The sequence below is a fragment of the Nocardioides cynanchi genome (genome assembly GCF_008761635.1).
Lineage (GTDB): Bacteria > Actinomycetota > Actinomycetes > Propionibacteriales > Nocardioidaceae > Nocardioides > Nocardioides cynanchi.
Map to the genome: position 1 here is coordinate 653359 of NZ_CP044344.1, position 21500 is coordinate 674858.

Annotated in this window: 26 protein-coding genes; 21 read left to right on the forward strand and 5 right to left on the reverse strand. The window is 73.1% G+C overall.

Annotation, left to right across the window (positions count from 1 at the left end; translation table 11 throughout):
• Nucleotides 1–86: 86 nt before the first annotated feature.
• The 3 genes from E3N83_RS03405 to E3N83_RS03415 are packed head-to-tail and all read left to right on the forward strand — an operon-like array spanning nt 87 to nt 2673.
• Complete coding sequence (locus tag E3N83_RS03405) at nt 87–1031, forward strand: ABC transporter ATP-binding protein (protein ID WP_238343044.1); 945 nt, start codon at nt 87–89, stop codon at nt 1029–1031.
• Nucleotides 1031–1849 carry an ABC transporter permease gene (locus E3N83_RS03410; RefSeq protein ID WP_151081981.1) on the forward strand — a complete coding sequence of 273 codons (819 nt, stop codon included), beginning with the start codon at nt 1031–1033 and terminating at the stop codon, nt 1847–1849. The genes E3N83_RS03405 and E3N83_RS03410 overlap by 1 nt, the downstream gene beginning before the upstream one ends.
• Nucleotides 1846–2673 (forward strand): ABC transporter permease, encoded by an 828-nt coding sequence (locus E3N83_RS03415; protein ID WP_238343045.1) that lies wholly within the window; start codon nt 1846–1848, stop codon nt 2671–2673. Before E3N83_RS03410 ends, E3N83_RS03415 begins: the two co-directional genes overlap by 4 nt.
• A gap of 18 nt (nt 2674–2691) precedes the next feature.
• Here the strand turns inward: E3N83_RS03415 and E3N83_RS03420 are convergent, their stop codons facing one another.
• The gene (locus tag E3N83_RS03420) at nt 2692–3165 is read right to left on the reverse strand and encodes a CAP domain-containing protein (protein ID WP_151081982.1); all 474 of its coding nucleotides are present in this window, start codon (nt 3163–3165) and stop codon (nt 2692–2694) included.
• Between the two features lie 65 nt (nt 3166–3230).
• Here E3N83_RS03420 and E3N83_RS03425 point away from each other — a divergent pair, with 65 nt between their 5' ends.
• Both E3N83_RS03425 and E3N83_RS03430 read left to right on the forward strand, forming a co-directional pair.
• Complete coding sequence (locus E3N83_RS03425; RefSeq protein ID WP_151081983.1) at nt 3231–4019, forward strand: S-methyl-5'-thioadenosine phosphorylase; 789 nt, start codon at nt 3231–3233, stop codon at nt 4017–4019.
• Nucleotides 4016–5056 carry an NAD-dependent epimerase/dehydratase family protein gene (locus tag E3N83_RS03430; protein WP_151081984.1) on the forward strand — a complete coding sequence of 347 codons (1041 nt, stop codon included), beginning with the start codon at nt 4016–4018 and terminating at the stop codon, nt 5054–5056. Before E3N83_RS03425 ends, E3N83_RS03430 begins: the two co-directional genes overlap by 4 nt.
• Here E3N83_RS03430 and E3N83_RS03435 read toward each other — a convergent pair whose 3' ends face one another.
• Nucleotides 5057–6385, reverse strand: coding sequence for a hypothetical protein (locus tag E3N83_RS03435; RefSeq protein ID WP_202879310.1), 1329 nt, complete (start codon nt 6383–6385; stop codon nt 5057–5059). It abuts the gene before it with no gap.
• Nucleotides 6386–6509: 124 nt separating this feature from the next.
• Here E3N83_RS03435 and E3N83_RS03445 point away from each other — a divergent pair, with 124 nt between their 5' ends.
• The 10 genes from E3N83_RS03445 to E3N83_RS03490 are packed head-to-tail and all read left to right on the forward strand — an operon-like array spanning nt 6510 to nt 14443.
• Nucleotides 6510–7196, forward strand: a complete 687-nt coding sequence (locus tag E3N83_RS03445; protein ID WP_151081987.1) for a glycosyltransferase family 2 protein — start codon at nt 6510–6512, stop codon at nt 7194–7196.
• Nucleotides 7197–7207: 11 nt separating this feature from the next.
• Complete coding sequence (locus E3N83_RS03450) at nt 7208–7834, forward strand: TIGR04282 family arsenosugar biosynthesis glycosyltransferase (protein ID WP_151081988.1); 627 nt, start codon at nt 7208–7210, stop codon at nt 7832–7834.
• Nucleotides 7831–8475, forward strand: a complete 645-nt coding sequence (locus E3N83_RS03455; protein WP_238343046.1) for a methyltransferase domain-containing protein — start codon at nt 7831–7833, stop codon at nt 8473–8475. The genes E3N83_RS03450 and E3N83_RS03455 overlap by 4 nt, the downstream gene beginning before the upstream one ends.
• A complete protein-coding gene (locus E3N83_RS03460) occupies nt 8472–9644 on the forward strand; it encodes a molybdopterin-dependent oxidoreductase (RefSeq protein WP_151081989.1) in 1173 nt (390 codons plus the stop codon). Before E3N83_RS03455 ends, E3N83_RS03460 begins: the two co-directional genes overlap by 4 nt.
• The gene (locus E3N83_RS03465; protein ID WP_151081990.1) at nt 9641–10111 is read left to right on the forward strand and encodes a hypothetical protein; all 471 of its coding nucleotides are present in this window, start codon (nt 9641–9643) and stop codon (nt 10109–10111) included. The genes E3N83_RS03460 and E3N83_RS03465 overlap by 4 nt, the downstream gene beginning before the upstream one ends.
• Nucleotides 10086–10775 (forward strand): response regulator transcription factor, encoded by a 690-nt coding sequence (locus tag E3N83_RS03470; RefSeq protein ID WP_151081991.1) that lies wholly within the window; start codon nt 10086–10088, stop codon nt 10773–10775. The genes E3N83_RS03465 and E3N83_RS03470 overlap by 26 nt, the downstream gene beginning before the upstream one ends.
• On the forward strand, nt 10772–11899 hold the full coding sequence (locus E3N83_RS03475; RefSeq protein ID WP_151081992.1) for a sensor histidine kinase: 1128 nt from the start codon (nt 10772–10774) through the stop codon (nt 11897–11899). The genes E3N83_RS03470 and E3N83_RS03475 overlap by 4 nt, the downstream gene beginning before the upstream one ends.
• Before the next feature lie 40 nt (nt 11900–11939).
• Nucleotides 11940–13052, forward strand: coding sequence for an LpqB family beta-propeller domain-containing protein (locus tag E3N83_RS03480; protein ID WP_151081993.1), 1113 nt, complete (start codon nt 11940–11942; stop codon nt 13050–13052).
• A 42-nt stretch (nt 13053–13094) separates the two neighbouring features.
• On the forward strand, nt 13095–14252 hold the full coding sequence (locus E3N83_RS03485) for a class I SAM-dependent methyltransferase (RefSeq protein ID WP_151081994.1): 1158 nt from the start codon (nt 13095–13097) through the stop codon (nt 14250–14252).
• A complete protein-coding gene (locus tag E3N83_RS03490) occupies nt 14249–14443 on the forward strand; it encodes a DUF3046 domain-containing protein (protein WP_151081995.1) in 195 nt (64 codons plus the stop codon). The genes E3N83_RS03485 and E3N83_RS03490 overlap by 4 nt, the downstream gene beginning before the upstream one ends.
• A gap of 7 nt (nt 14444–14450) precedes the next feature.
• On the opposite strand, the gene E3N83_RS03495 is transcribed toward E3N83_RS03490, so the two are convergent.
• Nucleotides 14451–15086, reverse strand: a complete 636-nt coding sequence (locus E3N83_RS03495) for a LysE family translocator (RefSeq protein WP_151081996.1) — start codon at nt 15084–15086, stop codon at nt 14451–14453.
• A 9-nt stretch (nt 15087–15095) separates the two neighbouring features.
• Nucleotides 15096–16139 carry a GNAT family N-acetyltransferase gene (locus E3N83_RS03500; protein WP_151081997.1) on the reverse strand — a complete coding sequence of 348 codons (1044 nt, stop codon included), beginning with the start codon at nt 16137–16139 and terminating at the stop codon, nt 15096–15098.
• Nucleotides 16140–16388: 249 nt separating this feature from the next.
• On the opposite strand from E3N83_RS03500, the gene recA reads away from it, so the two are divergent.
• The 6 genes from recA to E3N83_RS03530 all read left to right on the forward strand — a co-directional run bounded on the left by recA (nt 16389) and on the right by E3N83_RS03530 (nt 20686).
• Complete coding sequence (gene recA, locus E3N83_RS03505) at nt 16389–17447, forward strand: recombinase RecA (protein ID WP_151081998.1); 1059 nt, start codon at nt 16389–16391, stop codon at nt 17445–17447.
• A 52-nt stretch (nt 17448–17499) separates the two neighbouring features.
• On the forward strand, nt 17500–18060 hold the full coding sequence (locus E3N83_RS03510; RefSeq protein ID WP_238343047.1) for a regulatory protein RecX: 561 nt from the start codon (nt 17500–17502) through the stop codon (nt 18058–18060).
• Nucleotides 18061–18067: 7 nt separating this feature from the next.
• On the forward strand, nt 18068–18910 hold the full coding sequence (locus tag E3N83_RS03515; protein ID WP_151081999.1) for a PPK2 family polyphosphate kinase: 843 nt from the start codon (nt 18068–18070) through the stop codon (nt 18908–18910).
• A complete protein-coding gene (locus E3N83_RS03520) occupies nt 18907–19668 on the forward strand; it encodes a HipA family kinase (protein ID WP_151082000.1) in 762 nt (253 codons plus the stop codon). The genes E3N83_RS03515 and E3N83_RS03520 overlap by 4 nt, the downstream gene beginning before the upstream one ends.
• The gene (locus E3N83_RS03525; RefSeq protein ID WP_151082001.1) at nt 19665–20042 is read left to right on the forward strand and encodes a DUF3037 domain-containing protein; all 378 of its coding nucleotides are present in this window, start codon (nt 19665–19667) and stop codon (nt 20040–20042) included. The genes E3N83_RS03520 and E3N83_RS03525 overlap by 4 nt, the downstream gene beginning before the upstream one ends.
• 128 nt (nt 20043–20170) lie before the next feature.
• The gene (locus tag E3N83_RS03530) at nt 20171–20686 is read left to right on the forward strand and encodes a hypothetical protein (protein WP_151082002.1); all 516 of its coding nucleotides are present in this window, start codon (nt 20171–20173) and stop codon (nt 20684–20686) included.
• Nucleotides 20687–20693: 7 nt separating this feature from the next.
• On the opposite strand, the gene E3N83_RS03535 is transcribed toward E3N83_RS03530, so the two are convergent.
• Nucleotides 20694–21437: a sirohydrochlorin chelatase gene (locus E3N83_RS03535; RefSeq protein WP_151082003.1), complete on the reverse strand. Its 744-nt coding sequence runs from the start codon at nt 21435–21437 to the stop codon at nt 20694–20696.
• Between the last annotated feature and the right edge of the window lie 63 nt (nt 21438–21500).

Below are 21500 nucleotides of genomic sequence, written 5' to 3' on the forward strand. Positions count from 1 at the left end.
CCCGAGGACGCACGACCGGGTCCCGAGGTTTGGCGGTGCCACAGAGGATTGTCCTCCTGTCGGTGGTCGTGCCTAGGGTCGGGCGTGTGTCCAGCGAAGCGATGATCCGGGCCCGCGACCTGCGCAAGTCGTTCACGGCCAAGTCCGGCGAGGTCGTCGAGGCGGTCAAGGGCATCGACATCGACGTACGACGGGGCGAGGCGTTCGGCTTCCTCGGCCCCAACGGCGCGGGCAAGTCCTCGACGATGCGGATGATCGCCGCGGTCTCGCCGGTCAGCGGGGGAGAGCTGCGGATCCTCGGGATGGACCCGGCCGAGCACGGCCCGGCGATCCGCTCGCGTCTCGGTGTGTGCCCGCAGGAGGACACCCTCGACAACGAGCTCAACGTCTTCGACAACCTCTACATCTACGGCCGCTACTTCGGCATCCCCAAGCGTGAGGTGCGGGAGCGGGCCGAGGAGCTGCTCGACTTCGTCCAGCTCACCGAGAAGCGCTCGTCGAAGGTCGAGGGCCTCTCCGGCGGCATGAAGCGCCGGCTCACGATCGCCCGCTCCCTGATCAACCGGCCCGAGATCCTGCTCCTCGACGAGCCCACGACGGGGCTGGACCCCCAGGCCCGGCACGTGCTCTGGGACCGCCTGTTCCGGCTCAAGCAGCAGGGCGTGACGCTGGTGATCACCACCCACTACATGGACGAGGCGGAGCAGCTCTGCGACCGGCTCGTGGTGATGGACCGCGGTGTCATCGCAGCCGAGGGCTCGCCGCTCGACTTGATCCGCGAGCACTCCACCCGCGAGGTCGCCGAGCTGCGCTTCCCGGTGGGCGACCACGACGCGACGGCCGAGAAGATCGCCGATCTCGGCGACCGGGTCGAGGTGCTGCCCGACCGGCTCCTGGTCTACAGCGACAACGGCGAGCGGGTCCTCGAGCAGGTCCACGAGCGCGGGCTCCGGCCGGTCGCCACGCTGGTGCGCCGCTCGACGCTGGAAGACGTGTTCCTGCGGCTGACCGGCCGGACGCTGGTCGACTGATGGCGACCACCGAGATCGTCCGCGACGACCGCCGGCTCTCGCCGTGGCAGGGGACCGCCCGTCAGTTCGACTACTTCTGGACGGTCTACCGGCGCACCTGGAAGTCGTCGGTGATCAGCTCGTTCGTTGCGCCGCTGCTCTACGTGCTGGCCATGGGAGTCCTCCTCGGCACGTTCGTCCACGTCTCACCCGGCCGGCTCGAGGGCGCGACGTCGTACCTCGCCTTCATCGTGCCCGGGCTGATCGCGGCCCAGGCGATGCAGACGGCGGTCTCCGAGACGACCTACCCGGTGATGGCTGCGATCAAGTGGCACAAGAGCTTCTGGGCGCAGATGGCCAGCCCGTTGGAGGTCCGCGACCTCGCCAACGCGATGCTGGTGTTCACGCTGTTCCGGGTCGGCTCGACCTGCGGCGTCTACTTCCTGGTGATGGCGCCGTTCGGGGTGTTCGCGACCTGGTGGGGTCCGGTCCTCGCCTGGCTCTCGACGATGCTCGTCGGGATGGCGTTCGGCACGTGGACTTTCGCGTTCAGCGCCTTCATCGACGGCCCCGACGCCTTCGGGCTGATCTACCGGCTGGGGCTGGTGCCGCTGTTCCTGTTCTCCGGGTCGTTCTTCCCGGTCAGCAACCTCGGCACCGTGCTCGAGGGGGTCGCGAAGGTGACGCCGCTGTGGCACGGCGTGAACCTCACCCGGATGCTCTGCCTCGACCGGGTCGACGGCTCGACCGCGCTGGTCAACGTCGTGGTGCTCGTCGTGGTGCTGGTCAGCGGCTGGTGGCTGGCGATCCGGATGCTCGAGCGGAGGATGGCCACGTGAGCGCCGCGTCCGTGCCGGCCCAGTCGCCGGCCGAGTCGTCGCCCCACTCCTCGCCGCTGCGCCCGTGGGAGGGGACCGGCCTGCTGGTCCTGCGCAACTACGTCACCTACCGGCGGCAGTGGAAGCTCTTCGTGACCGGCTTCCTGGAGCCGGTCTTCTACCTGTTCTCGATCGGGATCGGGGTCGGCAAGCTGATCCACTCCTTCGAGGTCGGCGGCCACACGATCCCCTACGCCGAGTTCGTGGCGCCCGGCATGCTCGCCGCCTCGGCGTTCAACGGCGCGCTGATGGACTCGACCTTCAACGTCTTCTTCAAGCTGAAGTACGAGAAGCTCTACGACCAGATGCTGGCCACGCCGCTGACGACCTCCGACATCGCCCGGGGCGAGATCATCTGGGGCCAGCTGCGGGGCGCGTCGTACTCCGTCGCGTTCCTGCTGGTGATGTGGGCGCTGGGTTTGGTGCACTCGTGGTGGGCGGTGCTGGCGTTCCCGGCCACGCTGCTGATCGGCTTCGCGTTCAGCGCCGTCTGCATGGGGCTGACCACCTACATGACCTCCTGGCAGGACTTCGACAAGGTGCTCCTGGTCCAGCTCCCGCTGTTCCTGTTCTCGGGCACGTTCTTCCCGGTCACGGCGTTCCACGGGGTGCTTCGCTGGGTGGTCGAGGCGACCCCGCTCTACCGCGGGGTGGTGCTCTGCAGGGAGCTGACCACCGGGGTGATCACCTGGGAGTCCGGGGTGTCGGTAGTCTACCTCGTCGCGATGGGCTTGCTCGGCCTGCTCGTCGTACGCCGTCGTCTCGAAACCCTGTTGCTGACCTAGCCGATGACCTGACCAGCGTCAGCCGACGAAGTCCTGGGTGGCGTAGGTCTGGCCGCTGGTCGCCCGCCAGCCCGCGATGCCGATCCGGTGGAAGTCCGGGCTGAGGATGTTGGCCCGGTGGCCGGCGGAGTGCATCCACGCGCTGACCAGCGCCCGCGGGGTCTCGTAGCCGTAGGCGATGTTCTCGCCGGCGGCCGAGGTGTGGGGGCACGACAGCATCGGCGTGAGGTCCTGGTGCTCCAGGACCTGCTGGGTGGCCAGGTGCCGGGTCCACGGCTCGGCGAACCCGTCGGGGCAGGCAGCCGCCTTCAGCGGCGAGCGGCCGTGCGCGGCGCGGCGGCGGTTGGTCAGCTCCAGCACCCGGGCCTCCCAGCGGTCCGAGCGCGGCGCGACCTGGGTCGCACGTGGGTGGGGAGGAGGGGCGGCGTGGGCCACGACCGGCAGGGCCAGGACCAGCGCGGCGAGGGCGGCCCACAGGCTCGAGAGGCGCATGAGATCTCCGGGGGGACGGGACTGGTGGCACTCAGCCTGACACGGCTCGCGTTAGGTTGACCGCCGTGACCCCTCGCGCAGACGTGGCCGTGATCGGCGGCAGCGGCTTCTACTCCTTCATCGACGACGCGGTGCAGGTGCCGGTCGAGACGCCGTACGGCGAGCCCTCGGCGCCGGTCGCCGTCGGAGAGGTCGGCGGGCGCCGAGTCGCGTTCCTGCCCCGGCACGGCCGGCATCACGAGCTCCCGCCGCACCTGGTCGACTACCGGGCCAACCTCTGGGCACTGCGGTCGCTAGGCGTGCGCCAGGTGCTCGCCCCGTACGCGGTCGGTGGCCTGCGGGCCGAGGTCGCGCCGGGTGACCTCGTGGTGCCCGACCAGCTGGTCGACCGCACCTCCGGTCGCGCACGCACCTACGTCGAGCACGGCGCGGTGCACCTGCCGTTCGCCGATCCCTACTGCCCGCGGCTCTCTCGGGCGCTGGCCGGCGCCGAGGGCGTGAGCCACGGGGGCACGATGGTCGTCATCGACGGCCCTCGGTTCTCGACCCGCGCCGAGTCCCAGGACTACGCCTCGCGCGGATGGTCGCTGATCAACATGACGGGTGCCCCGGAGGCCGCCCTGGCCCGGGAGCTGCGGATGTGCCTGGGCGCGATCGCGCTGGTCACCGACATGGACGCCGGCGTCGAAGGCGGCGCGGGCGTCCGGCAGGAGGAGGTGTTCGCGCTGTTCGCAGCCAACACCGAGCGGCTCAAGGCCCTGCTGGCCGGGGTGATCGCCGACCTTCCCGACCCCGACGGGTGCAGCTGCCACACCTGGGCCGACGGCATCGAGCTCACCTACGAGATCCCGTGAAGGTCCTGCTCACCGGCTCAGCCGGCTTCATCGGCTCGGCCATCGACCGCGCCCTGACCGCTCGTGGCGACGAGGTGGTCCGGGTGGACCTGATGCTCGCCGACGCGCACGGCAGCGTCGACACCCCGCCCGGCACCCACCGCCTCGACGTCCGCGACGCCCCGGCCTGGACCGAGCTGATCACCGGCGTCGACGCCGTCTGCCACCAGGCGGCCCTGGTCGGGCTGGGCGTCCGGGTGGCCGACCTCCCGTCGTACGCCTCGCACAACGACCTCGGCACCGCGGCGCTCCTCGCCGCCCTGCACGAGGCCGGCGTCGGCCGGCTGGTGCTCGCCTCCTCGATGGTGGTGTACGGCGAGGGGCGCTACTCGTGCGCCACGCACGGCCCCCAGGTGCCCGGACCGCGGGCCGAGGCGGACCTGCGGGCCGGAAGCTTCGACAACATCTGCCCGGTCGGTGGCGAGCCGCTCGGCTGGGACCTCGTCGACGAGGGTGCCCGGCTCGACCCGCGCAGCAGCTACGCGGCCAGCAAGCTCGCCCAGGAGCACTACGCGTCCGCCTGGGCCCGGCAGGCGGGGGGCTCGGTGGTCGCCCTGCGCTACCACAACGTCTACGGCCCCGGCATGCCGCGGGACACGCCGTACTCCGGGGTGGCGGCGATGTTCCGCTCCTCGCTGGAGCGGGGAGTGGCGCCGCGGGTCTTCGAGGACGGCGGCCAGATGCGCGACTTCGTGCACGTCGACGACGTCGCCCGGGCCAACCTGCTCGCCCTCGACGCGGTGGTCGCGGCACCTCCAGGTGCGGTCGCGGCGTACAACGTCTGCTCGGGGCTCCCGGTCTCGATCCTCGAGGTCGCCCGCTTGGTCGCGGCCGCGAGCAGCGGCCCCGAACCCGAGGTGACGGGGGAGTACCGCCTCGGGGACGTCCGGCACATCGTCGCCTCGCCGGCGCGGGCGGCTGCGGACCTCGGCTTCCGGGCGGCCGTGCCACCGACCGACGGACTGGCCCGGTTCGCCACCGACCCGTTGCGCGCCTGATCACCAGTTCGTGAGCACGAGGTGCTGCACCAGCAGCGCCATCACGACCTGGAGCGCGAGCATCGGCCGTCGCCAGCGCTCGGGCAGGCAGGTGGTGACCAGCAGCAGCCACGGCACGAACGGCAGCCAGATCCGCTCGACCTCGGCCTTGCTCATCCGCGAGGCGTCCGCGAGCAGGACCGACGCGGCGGCGGCCGCGACCATGATCCGCACGACGCGCGGCGAGCGCCGACCGGCCGCGAGGAGTGAGCCGAGGCCGGCACCCAGGGCGGGGCCGGCGCTGATCACCAGTGCGGCGAGGTCGCCCCAGAACCAGTACGCCGCCGGTCGGCCCGCGGCGATGCCGGCCCAGTAACGGTCGTTCAGCACCGGGTACGCGGCCCACAGCCGGAAGCCGAGAGCGGCCATGACCAGGACCGGGACGGCGGCTCCGACCGCGATCGCCGGGAGCGGCGACCAGCGTCGCGTGACGAGGAGCACCGCGAGCACCAACGGCGCGAGCAGCAGGAGGCCGTAGGACAGCAGCAGGCAGCAGCCGAGCAGCAGACCACCCACCAGGGCCCAGACCGTGGCCGGCCCGCGACGCGCCGAGGTGGCGGCGTACGCCACCGCCACCAGCCCCCAGGCGGCCACGGCCGCGAAGACCCCGTCCGCCGAGACCCCGACCCAGATCGCCGCCGGGGCCAGCACGAGGAACGGGGCGACCCGTCGTCCGACGTCCTCGGCCCCGAGCCGTCGGAGCGCGACCAGCACCGCGACCGGTGTCGTACACCCGAGCAGGGTGACCACGAGGGCGGCCGCGAAGGCGCTGCCCAGACCGAGGTGCACCAGACCGACGAACAGCAGCAGCGCGCCAGGTGGGTGCCCGGCGACGTGGGTCGGCCAGCTGCCCGGTACGCCGGCCGGGATCCGGGCCACGAAACCCGCCAGGAGCGCGGGTACGTCGTGGACCTGGCGGGCGGTCAGGAGGTATTCGTTGCGGTTCACGATCTCGCTGGTCAGCCCGGACGAGCCGTCGACGAACGCCAGCGACAGGGTCCAGGCGGCGGTGACGACGTACGTCGTGACGAGCAGCGGCCGCCAGGCCAGGCGCCGGGCGAGGCCGAACCCCCAGATCACCCCGAGCGCCGCCAGGAGCACGGCGAACGGTGTGCCGGGGCCGACGCGAGGGTCGACCCAGCCCGCGAGCGGCGCGAAGGGTCGCAGCGTGTGCAGGCTGGCCTGCACCTTCCAGTGCCCCAGCGGCGGCACCACGACCGCGGCGGCGACCAGCAGCACCGCGATCGCCAGCCCCGCCCAGGCCGCACGGGAGGAGCGGGTGGCCGGCACATGGCAAGGCTAGGGCGCTGCGGGCGCCGACACGGCGTACGGACGGGTGGACCCGGCGGACGTCAGGACTCCGTAAGGCGCCATCCGCCCCGGTCCGTGCTTCCGAACTCCTACGGTGAACCCCATGGAGGAGTCCGCTGTCTGCGACCTGGTGCTGCCCTGCCGCGACGAGGCAGGGGCGCTGCCGGCGCTGCTCGCCGAGGTCCCGCACGGCTTCGCGGTGATCGTGGTCGACAACGGCTCCACCGACGGCACCGCCGGGGTCGCCCGGGCGTGCGGCGCACGTGTGGTCACCGAGCCGAGGCCGGGGTACGGCGCCGCCGTCCACGCCGGCGTCGAGGCGGCGACCTCGGAGTGGGTCGCGGTGATGGACGGTGACGGCTCGTTCGACCCGGCCGAGCTCCCGCAGCTGCTGGCCGCAGTCACCTCCGGCCGCTGCGACCTGGCCCTGGGCCGACGCCGGCCCGTCGCCCGCGGCGTCTGGCCCTGGCACGCCCGGGCCGGCAACGCAGCCGTGGTCTGGTGGCTGCGCCGCTCGGTCGGCTTCCCGGTTCACGACCTGGCCCCGATGCGGGTGTGCCGGCGCCGGGACCTGCTCGACCTCGCGGTCGCGGACCGTCGCTTCGGCTACCCGCTCGAGCTGCTCCGCAAGGCCACGCTGGCCGGCTGGCGGCTCACGGAGTACGACGTGAGCTACCGGCCGCGGGCCGCCGGCACGACCTCCAAGGTGAGCGGCTCGCTGCGCGGGACGACGCGCACCGCCCGCGACTTCTGGAAGGTGCTGGCCACCGCCGAGGTCGAGACCTCGTGAGGGCGCTGGTGATGGCCAAGGCACCCGTGCCCGGCACCGTGAAGACCCGTCTGGGCGTCCACCTCGGCATGGAGGTCGCGGCGCGGCTGGCGGCGGCGGCGCTGCTGGACACGATGGCGGTTTGCGCCGAGGCGTTCGACGACTGCCACCTCGCGCTGGACGGCGACCTGGCGGAGGCCTGCCAGGGTGAGCTGATCCGCGCGCAGCTGGCCGGGTGGACCGTCCATCCCCAGCGCGGGTCGGGTCTCGGCGAACGGCTGGCCGCCGCGCACCTCGACGCCGCCGGCCCCGGCGCCACCCTGCAGCTGAGCATGGACACGCCGCAGGTCACCGTCGCGCACCTGCACGCCGTTCGCGACGCGGCGGCCGACGGTGACGCCGTGCTCGGACCGGCCACCGACGGTGGCTGGTGGGTGCTGGCGCTCAGCGATCCCGCCGCGGGATCCGTGCTGGCCGAGGTGCCGATGTCGCGCGACGACACCGGCCTCCGGACCCGCGAGGCGCTCGAGGCCGTGGGCCAGACGGTCCGGCTGGCGGCCGAGCTGACCGACGTCGACGAGGTCGCCGACGCCCGGCTCGTGGCCGCCGGGCTCACCGACGGCCACTTCCTGCGGACCTGGCGCGAGGTGGGTCGATGACGGTCATGCCGGAGACCTCGGCGGCGCACGTGTTCGCCTCCGCGCTGCGCGGCCACGCCTGCACGGTCTGGGAGGCCGACCGGGCGCCCCGGAGCCTGCCCGTCGAGGCGTGGCGGCGCGCCGCGGACGCCGATGACCACGCCCTGCTGGAGCACTGCACCGGCGCGACCCTCGACATCGGCTGCGGACCCGGCCGGCTCACCGAGGCCCTGGCCCGGCGCGGGGAGGCCGTGCTGGGCATCGACGTGGTCGGCGAGGCCGTCCGCCAGAGCCGCGACCGCGGAGCCCCCGCGCTGGTCCGCGACGTCTTTTGCCCGCTGCCCGGCGAGGGACGCTGGGAGACCGCCCTGCTCGCCGACGGCAACATCGGCATCGGCGGGGACCCGGTCGCCCTGCTCACCCGCGCGGCCGAGCTGATCGCCCCCCAGGGGCGGGTGGTGGTCGACGTCGCGCCGCACGGCACCGGCGTCCGCACCCGGCAGGTCCGGCTCGAGACCGTGCACGGCCGGAGCCGCTCCTTCCCGTGGACCATGGTCGGCGCCGACGCGATCGAGGCCGTGGCTGCGGCGGCCGGCCTGCGTCGCACGACGCCACACCGCTCGGGCGGCCGCTGCTTCGCGGTCCTGACGAGGGGACGATGAGCACCCGGCTGCGGCCGCGGCTGCCCGCCGAGGAGGACTTCACCTCGTGGCTGCGGAGCCCCGCGGTGACGGCGCGGATCGGCCTCTGGCTCGGCATCGCCTTCGGGCTCGCCTTCGTCACCGGTCTGGTCAGCCATTGGGCCCAGACGCCGTCGCCGTGGCTGGCGTTCCCGACCAGCCCGGCCTGGGGCTACCGCGTCACCCAAGGGCTGCACGTCGTCTCGGGGACCGCCGCCGTGCCCCTGCTGCTGGTCAAGCTCTGGACGGTCTTCCCCAAGCTGCTCGCCCGGCCGCCGCGCGACCGGCGCGACCTCGTCCTGCACGGCCTGGAGCGGGTGTCGATCGCCGTGCTGGTCGCAGCCGCGATCTTCCAGCTCGCGACAGGTCTGGCCAACGCGGCCCAGTGGTATCCCTGGACCTTCAACTTCCGGCCCACCCACTACGCGCTCGCCTGGGTCGCGATCGGCGCGCTGCTCGTGCACATCGCGGTCAAGCTGCCGGTGATCCGGGCGGCGCTCGGCGCCGACGTCGAGAGCACGACCCAGGACCGCGCCACGATGGCAGCGGGCCCCGGGGTGATGACCAGGCGCGGGCTCCTGCGCACCACCTGGGCCGCGACCGGGGTGGCGGTGCTGGCGACCGCGGGCGCCACCGTCCCGTGGCTGCGCCGGGTCTCGGTGCTCGGCGTGCGCTCCGGAGACGGTCCGGCCGGCGTGCCGATCAACCACAGTGCCGCCTACCGCAAGGTCGTCGCGGCCGCCACCAGCCCGTCGTACCGGCTGACGGTGGTGTACGGCGCCAACCAGGTCGCGCTCACCCTCGCCGACCTGCGGGCGATGCCACAGACGACGGCGTCGCTGCCGATCGCGTGCGTCGAGGGCTGGAGCGCCGGGGCGACCTGGACGGGCGTCCCCGTGCGTCACCTGCTCGACCTGGTCGGCGCACCCGGCGGCAGCCACGTGACCGTCACGTCGCTCCAGGAGTCCGGCGGCGAGCGGGTCAGCACGCTCGAGCCGAACTTCTCCGACCACCCGCACACCCTGCTCGCCCTGCGGCTCCACGGCGAGACCCTCTCGCTGGACCACGGCTTCCCCTGCCGCCTGATCGCGCCGGATCGACCCGGCGTGCTCCAGACCAAGTGGGTCGCCCGGCTGGACGTGACCACATGACCGCGTCGGTGCGGGTCGCCGCGGCCGTGGTCGGCGTCGCGATGGCGGCGTACGGCGCGCTGCGGCTGCTGGACCTCGGCTGGGCCAACACCTGGGACACGATCCAGTGGCTGGTGGGCGGGGTGGTGCTCCACGACGGGGTCTTCGCCGGGCTGACCCTGGCTGCCGCCTTCGTGGCGCTGCGGCTCGTGCCCCGCGACCGGTTGGCGCCGGTGGTGGTCGCGCTGGTCGTCCTGGTCCCGACCACCCTGCTCGCGATCCCCGAGCTCGGCCGCTTCGGCGCCCGCGCCGACAACCCCACGCTGCTCGACCGGCACTACTGGCTCGGCTGGTTCGCCCTCGTCGCCGTGGTGCTCGTGGCGGTGCTGGCCGGGATACTGCTGTCGTCGTACGCCGGTCGCGGACGACGCCGGCCGGTGGGCCGGTCAGCGGGAGGTGACGATGGCCAGGGTGCTCGTGGTCGATGACGACGTGACCGTGCGCGAGGTGGTGGTCACCTACCTCCGCGCCGCGGGGTACGACGTGGAGGAGGCTGCCGACGGCGAGGCGGCGCTGTCGCTGCTGCGGGCCGAGCCGGCCGACCTGCTGGTGCTCGACCTGATGCTGCCCGGGATCGACGGGCTGGAGGTCTGCCAGCGGATCCGGGCCGGCGGCGACGACCTGCCGGTGATCATGCTGACCGCTCTCGGCTCGGAGACCGACCGCGTGGTCGGGCTCGAGCACGGTGCCGACGACTACGTGACCAAGCCGTTCAGCCCCCGCGAGCTCGTGCTCCGTGTCGAGTCGGTGCTCCGGCGTGCCGGCGAACGCGCCGGAGGCGGTGTCCGCGGCGCGGTCAGCGACGGCGACCTCGTGGTCGACTCGACCGAGCACACGGTCAGCCTGGCCGGGGAGCGGCTGTCGCTGACGGCGCGCGAGTTCGACCTGCTGCGGTTCTTCCTGTCCCACCCCGGGCAGGCGTTCTCGCGGGAGGAGCTGCTCGCGAAGGTCTGGGGCTGGTCGTTCGGTGACCAGTCCACCGTCACCGTGCACGTACGCCGCCTGCGCGAGAAGATCGAGCGAGACCCGACCCATCCGGTGCGGCTGGCGACGGTGTGGGGCGTGGGCTACCGCTGGGAGTCCGCGACATGACCTCCGACCAGCTCACCATCATCTGGACCACGGCGGCCTGGTCCGGCGGTGTGGGTGTGGTCGGCGGCGTGCTGCTCTGGCTCGGCCGGCGCGCCTCGGTGCGCTGGCTGACCGTGGGCGTCGCCGCGGTCGCGGTGGCCGCTGTGCTGGCCGGCACGCTGGCGACCGCCCGGGCGATGTTCCTGTCGCGTCACGACCTCGGTGTCGTCGCGCTGGTCGCGACCGTCGCCGGCCTGGTCGCCCTGGTCTTCGCGCTGGCCGTCGGCAGTGCGCTCGCCGGCTGGTCGCGCAACCTCCAGGAGGAGGCACGGCGGTTCGGCGACCACGGCTCCTTCCCACCTTCGCGGAGCGGGCCGGCCGAGTTCGCCGAGCTCTCCGAGGAGCTGCGGCGCACCAGCGAACGCCTCGCGCAGTCGCGGGACCGCGAGGTGGCGCTGGAGCAGTCGCGACGCGAGCTGGTCTCCTGGGTCTCCCACGACCTGCGCACGCCGCTGGCGGGCCTCCGCGCGATGACCGAGGCGCTGGAGGACGGGCTGGCCGACGACCCGAGCCGCTACCACGCCCAGATGCGCGCCGAGGTCGAGCGGATGGTCCGGATGGTCGACGACCTCTTCGAGCTCTCGCGGATCCACGCGGGCGTGATGAAGCTCAGCCCGCAGCCCGTGGCCCTCGGCGACGTCGTGAGCGAGGCGCTGGCCAGCGCCGACTCCGTGGCCCGGGCCCAGGGGGTCCGCCTCGGCGGGATGGTCGACGAGGGCGTCCTGGTCACCGCCGACCCCGCCGGCCTGTCGCGGGTGGTGTCCAACCTGCTGATGAACGCGATCCGGCACACCCCGGCCGACGGGGTGGTCGAGGTGCACGGGCGAGCCGTGCCGGAGGGGGTGGAGCTCACGGTCACCGACGGGTGCGGCGGCATGGCACCGGAGGACATGCACCGGGTCTTCGACGTGGCCTGGCAGGGGAGTGCGGCGCGGACGCCCGGGGCGCTCGACGCCCCGATCGGCGGAGCCGGTGCGGGGCTCGGCCTGGCCATCGTGAAGGGGATCGTGGAGGCCCACCTGGGGCAGGTCGCGGTCGACAACCACGAGCCTGGCTGCCGGTTCCTGGTCACCTTGCCGGCCTGAGCCCTTGCCAACCGTCCCCGACCGTCGAACCATCTAGGTCATGGCGCGTCAGCCGGTGCGGTACCAGGAGCCGGGCTCCGACGTCATCTACGTCGGGAGCCCGCCCCCTGACCCGCGCACCCGGCGCCGGCGGCGCGCCGTGGCGCTGGCCGTCACCGGCGTCGTACTCGTGGGGGCGGCGATCGTCGTCGCGGCGGTCCGGTCGCACCCCGACCCGGCCGCGGCGCCCGGCCGACTGGGCCCCGACCGGGGCCTTCCCGGAGGAGGTACGTCGTCGACGGGAGGCGGCCGCGGTCCCGGTCTGCCGGCAGCAGACCTGCACGCCAACGGCGTACTGGTCGGGGTCGGCGGTGGGGGAGTCGCGCACGTGCGCGACCTGCACGTGCCGCCGCTGACGCCGGACTCGTCGCCGACCTGGTCGCCCGACGGGTCCCGGATCGCGGTGCTCGACCGGGGCTGGATCCGGATCACGCGGGTCGCCACCGGAGCCTCGCACCGGGTCGCCTGCCCCTCGTGCCAGCAGATCGCCTGGTCACCGGACGGCAGGTCGTTCGCAGCCGCTCCGGTCGAGGACGGCGCGCTCGGCCTGGTCGACGCGGGCAGCGGAGAGCTGACCACCTTCCCGGCTCCCCAGGCCGGAGCCGTGCTCTCGCTGACCTGGGCGCCCGACTCGAGCCGGCTGGCCTACCTCGCCAACGCCGGGCAGGGCCACTCGGGGATCTTCACGGTCAGTGCCGACGGGACCGACGCGACCGAGGTGCTCGGCCTGCAGACGCGCTACCCGGGCGGCCACTCCGGCGCGACCCGGGTGCTCCTCGTGCGCTGGTCGCCGACCGGCCGGCGGCTGGCCGTGCTGACCGCCACCCCCGACCCGCCCACCAGCCCGCCGCCGATCACCGGCTACCGCCTGCGTGTGGTGACCATGGACCCCGACGGCTCGCGCCTCCGTGCCCTGATCGGCGACGGCCGCTGCGTGTGCTCGGGATTCTCCCCGGACCTCGCCTGGTCTCCGGACGGTACGACGCTCGCGGTCCTCGCCGAGCACCACCGGGCCGCGGTGCAGCGAGCCGACGGAGGCGGGGACCCGGTGCAGATCCGCTTCGTCACGGGGCGGCCGGGTGCGGCCCTCACCTGGCAGCCGCTGCCGGGCTGAGCAATCTGCGCGGTTGTCGCCGTGACGGCGACGGATGCGAAGATGGAGCGCGTGACCAGCAAGGAGGGCCTCTTGGAGCCCGACACCAAGGACTGGACGTGGGTGCTCGGGCGCCGCTGCGAAGAGTGCGGGCTCGACGTCTCCACCGTCGAACGACACGACCTGCCGCACGCCTTCCGGGCCAATGCGCAGGTGTGGCTGGCCCTGCTGGCCGACCCGAGCGCGGCGGAGCGCACGCTGCCGCACCGCTGGTCCACCCTGGAGTACGCCTGCCACGTGCACGACGTCCACCAGATCTTCCACGACCGGGTCTCCTCGATGCTGGTCGAGGACACCCCGCACTTCGCCAACTGGGACCAGGACGAGACCGCGCTCGAGAAGCGCTACGCCAGCCAGATGCCTTCCATCATCGGCCCCACGCTGGTGGCCGCGGCCTACGCGGTCGGCGACCTCTACGCGTCCGTGCCCCCGCTCTCGTGGCACCGGCGGGGCCTGCGCAGCGACGGCAGCGAGTTCACCGTGGAGTCGCTGGGGCGCTACCACCTGCACGACGTGGTCCACCACCTGCACGACGTGCGCGCCGCGGCGCGGGCGGCCACGGTGCGTGCCTACGACGCCTTCGCCGCCGACTACCGCGCGGGCACTCCGGACCTGCCGGTGCCCGTGGCCACGGCCGTCAGCCGCTTCGCCGCGGTGCTGCCTCCCGGGGCGAGGGTGCTCGAGATCGGCAGCGGTCCCGGACGTGACGCCAGGGCGCTGGAGGAAGCAGGTCTCTCGGTGCGCCGTACCGACGTGACCCCGGCCTTCGTGGACCTGCTCCGCCGGTCCGGTCACGACGCCGACGTCGTCGACCCGCTCACCGACGACCTGTCCGACCCGGCCGTCCCCGGCACGCCGTACGACGCGGTGTGGGCAGGCGCCTGTCTGCTGCACGTCGACCGCGACGACCTGACCACCGTGCTGGGTCGGCTCGCCGGAGCCACCCGCGCCGGCGGGCTGCTCTACGCGTCGCTGAAGGAGGGAGACGGGGAGAGCTGGTCGGTGCACGGCAGCATCGCGGCACCGCGGTTCTTCACCTACTGGCAGGAGGGTCCGCTGCGCGAGGCGGTCTCCGCGGCCGGGTGGTCGGTCGAGCACATCGGCCACGGCGACGGGCTGCGCGGGGAGCGCTGGCTCGAGGTGTTGGCGACACGCCAGTGAGGCACACCGAGTTCTGGTCCCGGATGGACGCCGCGCTGGGGCCGGCGTACGCGCGGGCCTGGGCCGAGCAGTTCGTGATCGGTGACCTCGGCGGGCGCACCGCCACCGAGGCGCTGGCAGCCGGGGAGCCTCCCAAGCAGGTCTGGGCCGCGGTCTGGCGGGCGCTCGGGCTGCCCGCGTCCGAGCGTTGACGGGGCCTCAGCCCTCGGTGGCCAGCCGGAGACCGAAGCCGACCAGCACGAGCCCGGTCAGGGTGTCGAGCCGGCGCCGGATCCGCGGAGCGACCATCCACGCGGAGACCGTCGCCGACAGGGCGATCAGGCCGACGAAGTAGAGCGCGGTCAGCACCGCGAACCACGCGCCGAGGGCGAGCGTCGTCCAGCCGACCGAGTAGCCGCCCGGCACGAAGCCCGGCAGGAAGCTGACGAAGAAGACGCCGACCTTCGGGTTGAGGATGTCGGTCAGGAAGCCCGCCCCGAAGCCCGAGCCGCCGAGCATCGGGGCCGGCGCCATCGGACCGTCGCCCTCGACCGCGACCTCGGCCTGGGTACGGCGTACCGACAGCAGGGAGCGCGCGCCGATCCAGAGCAGGTAGCAGGCTCCGGCGATCTTCAGCACGTCGTAGCCGACCTGGCTGGCGCGCAGGAGGGCCGAGAGGCCCAGGGCGGTGGCGACGATCCAGACCACCAGCCCGCAGAGCACTCCGGCTGCGGTCCGGGCGCCGCCCGCGCGGCCCCCGCGCACGAGACCGCGCACCACGACCAGGCTGTCGGGCCCGGGGAGCAGGACGATCAGGACCGACGCCAGGGTGAAGGAGACGAAGGCGACGAGCACGACGGCAATCTAGCGAGGATCGGCGCCGTGGCCGGGCGTCTCGGGATCCGTCAGCTGCTTCTGGAAGTCGCCCACGATCTCCCGGACCTCGAAGCCCAGAGCCTCGTTGATCGCCACCATCTGCCTGTTCGTCTCGGCGTTCGTGGTGGTGATCAGGCGCTTGGTCGGGAAGCGCTCGCCGATCGCGCGCAGCTGAGCGCACTTCACGGCCATGCCGAGGCGGTGTCCTCGGTGCGCGGGGTGGACCAGCGTGCCCCACTGGTCCACGTGGTCGGCCCCGTCGGCGCTGGCCGCTGCGACGGCGTAGCCGACGACCTCACCGGAGCCATCGAGGGCGTAGGCGCCCACCCGGGTGCGCCCGGACGCCCTCAGGTCGCGGTCCTGGGCGGCCAGCTCGGCGACGGTGTCCTGGCCGGCCTCGACGTCGAGCTCTCCGCTGGGCGCCTCGAGGGAGAGTCGGTTCTTGAGAGCGACGTACGACGGGGCCAGGTCCGGCGGCACCGGTCCCACGACGACCCGGACGTCGTACGCCGTGTGGTGGGGCGCCGCGTCGGCCGCCAGCCGCTCGAGCAGGGTCGGGTCGGCAGGCAGGGCGAGTCGACGCTCGACCTCGGTGTTCACCAGGGTGTAGCCGAGACGCTCGGCGAAGCGACGGTTCGGCCCCGACCGGTCCGCCCCGATCCGGGTCTGGGCCTGGCAGACGGCGCGGCCCCAGGAGCGGAGCTGCTGCTCGCCGTGGGCGACCAGCTGGGTGCCGACCCCGCGGCGGGCGTGGTGCGGATCGACCCAGATCCACAGCCGGGCGGTGCGGACGTCGGCCCGGCTGTCTCCGGTGACCAGGGACTCACCGACCATGGTGTCCCCGAGGAAGGCCCCGAAGCCGTCCCAGCGGTAGCCGCCGTCACGAGAGCTGAGCATCGCCACGGCGTCCTCGCGGGAGTACAGCGGGGTGTCGGGATCCTCGGCTCGCTCAGCAGCGGCGTACACCTCCTGGAAGGCGTCCATGTCGGCGTCGTCGAGCGGATCGACCGGACGGATCACGAGAGTGGGCACGCCGCCACGGTCCCCGCCGCGGGTCGGGCCGCGCAACCTGGTTTCCGGGTCGGCGTGTCGGCATCGGGTCGAACACGTGTTCGGGTTAGATGGGTCCTGCACCCGATGGCTCCGGACGGTTCTCCACAGCCCGCAGCACGCGTCCTGCCCATTGTCGGTGGCCCGGTCTAGCGTCTGGCCGGACGACGAGATCACGCACAGACCGAGCACAGCGAGACGGGACAGGGTCCCGGAAGAGGATGGACAGACATGGCTGGTGGAGACCGCGAGAAGGCGCTGGACGTCGCGCTCGCCCAGATCGAGAAGCAGTTCGGCAAGGGCTCGGTGATGCGCCTCGGCGACGAGACCCGGGCACCCCTGGAGGTGATCCCGACCGGCTCGATCGCCCTCGACGTGGCGCTGGGCCTCGGCGGCCTGCCGCGCGGCAGGGTCGTGGAGATCTACGGCCCGGAGTCGTCGGGCAAGACGACCGTCGCCCTGCACTCGGTGGCCAACGCCCAGCGGGCCGGCGGCATCGTGGCCTTCATCGACGCCGAGCACGCCCTCGACCCCGACTACGCGAAGAACCTCGGTGTCGACACCGACGCGCTGCTGGTCAGCCAGCCCGACTCCGGTGAGCAGGCGCTCGAGATCGCCGACATGCTGATCCGCTCGGGCGCGCTCGACCTGATCGTGATCGACTCCGTGGCCGCGCTCGTGCCACGCGCCGAGATCGAGGGCGAGATGGGCGACAGCCACGTCGGCCTCCAGGCCCGGCTGATGAGCCAGGCCCTGCGCAAGATGACCGGTGCGCTCAACAACTCCAACACCACGATGATCTTCATCAACCAGCTCCGGGAGAAGATCGGGGTGATGTTCGGCTCGCCCGAGACCACCACCGGTGGTCGCGCGCTGAAGTTCTACTCCTCGGTCCGCCTCGACGTGCGTCGCATCGAGACGCTTAAGGACGGCACCGACATGGTCGGCAACCGCACCCGCGTCAAGGTCGTCAAGAACAAGGTGGCTCCGCCGTTCAAGCAGGCCGAGTTCGACATCATGTACGGCAAGGGGATCAGCCGCGAGGGCGGCCTGATCGACGTGGGCGTCGAGGCGGGCATCGTCCGCAAGGCCGGCGCCTGGTACACCTACGAGGGCGACCAGCTCGGCCAGGGCAAGGAGAACTCCCGCACCTTCCTCAAGGACAACCCCGACCTCGCCAACGAGATCGAGAAGCGGATCCTGGAGAAGCTCGGGGTCGGCCCGCAGGTCGACGCCCCGGCCGCCGCCGAGGTGCTCTCCGACGAGCCCATCGGTGTCGACGACTTCTGAGTCTCGACGTCGCCGGACCTCCGGGGGGTGGTCCGGCGACGTCGGTTTGGGCGTGGCCGCCTGGACGGGCGGTGCCCCGTCGGAGCCCCCGGTCGACCCGCCGCCCGACCGGGTCGCGCTGGGTCCCGACGCCGACCCGGAGTCCGTGGCCCGCAAGATCCTGCTCGACGCCCTGACCGGTCAGGCCCGCAGCCGCCAGGAGCTGCGCGACAAGCTCGCCAAGCGTGACGTGCCCGACGAGCTGGCCGAGCGGCTGCTCGACCGGTTCGGCGAGGTGGGGCTGGTCGACGACGAGGCGTTCGCGCGGGCCTGGGTGGAGAGCCGGCAGCGCAGCCGTGGGCTTGCCCGGCGTGCCCTCGCCCAGGAGCTGCGCCGCAAGGGGATCGACGACGAGACCGCCCGCACCGCCCTCGACGAGCTCGATCCCGACCTGGAGACCCGGGCCGCGCACGAGCTGGTCCGCAAGAAGGCACGCTCGATGCGCAATCTGGACACCGCGGTCGCGACCCGGCGCCTGGTCGGGATGCTGGCCCGCAAGGGCTACCCACCCGGGCTCGCCTATCGCATCGTGCGCGACGAGCTGGGCTCGGTCACGGACGACGATCCGACATGATGGGCGCATGGATCCCCATCTGCATCGGCTTCCGCCCGGTCCGGTCGACCTCCGCGCCCTGACGACCGACGACACGTCCGGCTTCGACGGCGGCAAGTCGTCCGGCAAGCAGGCCCTGGCCGCGCTGGGCGACGAGCTCTCCGACCTCCAGGAGCGGCTCTTCGCCGAGCGGACGACGGGGTCCGGGCGTCGGGTGCTGCTGGTGCTCCAGGGCATGGACACCTCGGGCAAGGGCGGGGTGCTGCGCCACACCGTCGGTCTGGTCGACCCCCAAGGGGTGAAGATCACCAGCTTCAAGGCGCCCACCGCGGAGGAGCGCAAGCACCGTTTCCTGTGGCGGATCCGCAACGCCCTGCCTCAGCCGGGCTACATCGGGGTCTTCGACCGCTCCCACTACGAGGACGTGCTGATCGTCCGGGTGCACGGTCTGGCCGAGCCGGCGACGATCGAGAGCCGCTACGACCAGATCAACGAGTTCGAGGCAGAGCTGGCCGCCGAGGGCGTCGTGATCGTCAAGTGCATGCTGCACGTCTCGGCCGACGAGCAGCGGGCCCGGCTCCTGGCGCGGCTCGACAACGAGGACAAGTACTGGAAGTTCAACCCCTCCGACGTCGACGAGCGGGCGCACTGGGGCGACTACCGCGCGGCGTACGAGATCGCCCTGGAGCGCACCAACACCGAGGTCGCGCCGTGGTACGTCGTCCCCTCGGACAAGAAGTGGTACCGCAACCTGGTGATCGGCGGGCTGCTCCTCGAGCACCTGCGCGGCATGGCGCTGCGCTGGCCGGCCGCCGACTTCGACGTCGACGAGCAGCGGCGCCGACTGCTCGACGAGGCTCCGGTCGCGTGATCGACCGGGTGTCGGTGACCCGATACGTCACCCCGCTCCGTGAGGGCGGCAGCCTGCCCGGGCTGGTCGAGGGCGACGACCTCGGCACCTACGTCTGCAAGTTCCGCGGTGCCGGCCAGGGGGAGCGGGTGCTGGTGGCCGAGGTGATCGCGAGCGGCCTGGCCGACCGGCTCGGCCTGCGCACCCCCCGGCTGGTCGGGCTCGACCTGGACCCGCAGCTGGCTCGCTACGAGGCGGACGAGGAGGTCCAGGACCTCCTCAACGCCAGCCCCGGGCTGAACCTCGGCATCGACTTCCTGCCGGGGTCGTTCGGCTACGACGGCGAGGTGGCCGCGGCCGCCGAGGTCGCTGCCCGGATCCTCTGGCTGGACGCGTTCACGGCCAACGTCGACCGCACCTGGCGCAACCCCAACCTGCTGCTCTGGCACGGCGAGGTCTGGGTGATCGACCACGGTGCGTCGCTCTACTTCCACCACGGCTGGCCCGGCGGCGTGGGCGACCCGGCCCGGTTCGCCGCTCAGCCGTGGGACGTCACCGGGCACGTGTTCGCGTCGTCGGTCGACCGGCTCGCCGAGGTGGACGCCGCGGTGGAGCTGTCCGAGCCCGACCTGCGAGCCGTCGTGGACGACGTACCCGACGAGTGGCTCACGCCGGTGCCCGGCACCGAGACCGCGGACGCGCTGCGCGAGGCCTACGTCGCCTTCCTGTCCGCCCGGCTGGCGAGCCGCGCCTGGCTGCCCGGGGCGAGTGCCGCATGAGCCTGCCCTACCAGTACGTCGTGCTGCGTTGCGTGCCGCGCGTGGACCGCGAGGAGTTCCTCAACGTCGGGGTGGTCCTCTACTGCGAGGAGGCCGGCTTCCTCGACGTGGCCTGGCGGGTCGACCGTGAGCGGCTCGCCGCCCTTGCGCCCGGCCTGGACCTCGATGCCGTCTGCGACGCCCTGGCCTTCGTCGAGGGCGTGTGCGCCGGCGACGAGCGCGGCGGCGCAGCGGCCCGGGAGCCGGCCGGCACCCGCTTCGGCTTCCTCAAGGCACCGCGCAGCACGGTCCTCCAGTCGAGCCCGGTGCACGGAGGCATGACCCGCGACCCCGCCCGCCAGCTCGACCACCTGCTGGAGCGGCTGGTCGGTTAGGCGGCCACCTGCCCTTGCGCCCGGCTCACCGTCGGCGAGCGAGGTGCCACCGGGACGAGCAGCGTCACCGGATGTCGTCGGGGCGGGTGGGTACGGACCTCTCAGTCGACGACGAGGAGAGATCAGTCATGCAGATCCGTACGTGGAGGCTCGGGATCGCCGCGGCGGGAGCGGCCGCCGTGCTGGCGGCGGCGCCGGCGGGTGCGGCCACCCAGTGGACCGACTACCGCAGCAGCGACTTCACCCTGGCGGCAGGCGCTGTCTGCAGCTTCCCGCTCCAGGGCCACGTGGTGGCCGACCAGGAGCGGTACCGGCCCACCGAGACGTACCCGGACGGCAGCCCGAGGGTCCAGGAGTTCACCGGCCGGCTCGTCGTCGAGTACACCAACCTCGACACCGGCGCCTCGGTGACCCGCAACCTGACCGGACGCAGCGACTTCGAGTACCTCCCGGACGGCAGCTTCACGCTGACCGACGTCGGCGGGCACTTCGCCGTCGGGCTCCACCCCGGCGACTCGCCGTCCACCGGCTTCTACGTCGTCAACGGCGTGGGCTCGACGGTGTCCTTCGCCGCCGACGGGCACCGCACGCTCACCGTGAGCGACGGCAGCACCGTGGAGAACCTCTGCCAGACCCTGGCGTAGCCGGGACCTAGACCGGGACCAGCTCGACCGCGCCGACGGCGTACCGCGCCAGGATCGTGCGCGCGACCGCTTCATGGACACCCAGGGGCTCGGCGACGGCGACCGCGCCAGCCTCGCGGGCCAGCTCCGCTGCCCGGTCGGGCAGGAAGCCCGGCGCGAGGAACAGCGAGGCGACCGCGACGTGACGGCGGCCCTCCTTGCGGAAGGCGCGGACGGCCTCGCCGGTGGCCGGGGGCGCCGCCGAGGCGAAGGCCGCACTGACCGGGAGCTTGTGGTGGGCGCCCCAGAGCCGGGCCAGGCGGGCCACCGACTGGTTCGCCAGGGGGTCGCTGGACCCCGCCGCGGCCAGGACCAGGGCGTCCAGCTCGAGCACCCGGGCGGCCTTCAGGGCCTCGCGCATCCGGACGTCGAGCACCTCGAGGAAGCACGGCTCGAGACCCAGGATCGAGGTGGCGCGCACCTGCATCCCCTCGTGTCGCGCGCCGGCCTCGGCGACCGCGGCCGGCACGTCGACCTGGGCGTGGTGGGCATCGGTGAGGAGCAGGGGTACGACGACCACTTCCTCGACGTGGGCACGGGCCAGCTTGTCCACGACCGTGTTCAGCGACGGCTTGGACAGGTCGAGGAACGCGGTCTCGATGCGCAGGTCGGGGCGCAGCGCCCTGACCTCGGCGACGAGGGCCTTGATCGTCGAGGCGGACCGCGGGTCACGGCTTCCGTGAGCCAGGGCCACCAGTGCAGGAGCGGCCATCAGCGTGGCCTCCTCTCGTTGTCGGGGACGCGACGCGTTCCCGGGGTGGGGCAACCGACGGCG

What these genes read in the sequence shown, in the direction of transcription:
- E3N83_RS03420 (WP_151081982.1), bottom strand. Translation starts at nt 3,165, where the DNA reads ATGCGCCTCTCGAGCCTGTGGGCCGCCCTCGCCGCGCTGGTCCTGGCC.
- E3N83_RS03460 (WP_151081989.1), top strand. Translation starts at nt 8,472, where the DNA reads ATGAGCACCCGGCTGCGGCCGCGGCTGCCCGCCGAGGAGGACTTCACC.
- E3N83_RS03450 (WP_151081988.1), top strand. Translation starts at nt 7,208, where the DNA reads ATGGCCAAGGCACCCGTGCCCGGCACCGTGAAGACCCGTCTGGGCGTC.
- E3N83_RS03445 (WP_151081987.1), top strand. Translation starts at nt 6,510, where the DNA reads ATGGAGGAGTCCGCTGTCTGCGACCTGGTGCTGCCCTGCCGCGACGAG.
- E3N83_RS03485 (WP_151081994.1), top strand. Translation starts at nt 13,095, where the DNA reads ATGGAGCGCGTGACCAGCAAGGAGGGCCTCTTGGAGCCCGACACCAAG.
- E3N83_RS03515 (WP_151081999.1), top strand. Translation starts at nt 18,068, where the DNA reads ATGGATCCCCATCTGCATCGGCTTCCGCCCGGTCCGGTCGACCTCCGC.
- E3N83_RS03475 (WP_151081992.1), top strand. Translation starts at nt 10,772, where the DNA reads ATGACCTCCGACCAGCTCACCATCATCTGGACCACGGCGGCCTGGTCC.
- recA (WP_151081998.1), top strand. Translation starts at nt 16,389, where the DNA reads ATGGCTGGTGGAGACCGCGAGAAGGCGCTGGACGTCGCGCTCGCCCAG.
- E3N83_RS03480 (WP_151081993.1), top strand. Translation starts at nt 11,940, where the DNA reads ATGGCGCGTCAGCCGGTGCGGTACCAGGAGCCGGGCTCCGACGTCATC.
- E3N83_RS03535 (WP_151082003.1), bottom strand. Translation starts at nt 21,437, where the DNA reads ATGGCCGCTCCTGCACTGGTGGCCCTGGCTCACGGAAGCCGTGACCCG.
- E3N83_RS03530 (WP_151082002.1), top strand. Translation starts at nt 20,171, where the DNA reads ATGCAGATCCGTACGTGGAGGCTCGGGATCGCCGCGGCGGGAGCGGCC.
- E3N83_RS03465 (WP_151081990.1), top strand. Translation starts at nt 9,641, where the DNA reads ATGACCGCGTCGGTGCGGGTCGCCGCGGCCGTGGTCGGCGTCGCGATG.
- E3N83_RS03455 (WP_238343046.1), top strand. Translation starts at nt 7,831, where the DNA reads ATGACGGTCATGCCGGAGACCTCGGCGGCGCACGTGTTCGCCTCCGCG.
- E3N83_RS03525 (WP_151082001.1), top strand. Translation starts at nt 19,665, where the DNA reads ATGAGCCTGCCCTACCAGTACGTCGTGCTGCGTTGCGTGCCGCGCGTG.
- E3N83_RS03470 (WP_151081991.1), top strand. Translation starts at nt 10,086, where the DNA reads ATGGCCAGGGTGCTCGTGGTCGATGACGACGTGACCGTGCGCGAGGTG.
- E3N83_RS03410 (WP_151081981.1), top strand. Translation starts at nt 1,031, where the DNA reads ATGGCGACCACCGAGATCGTCCGCGACGACCGCCGGCTCTCGCCGTGG.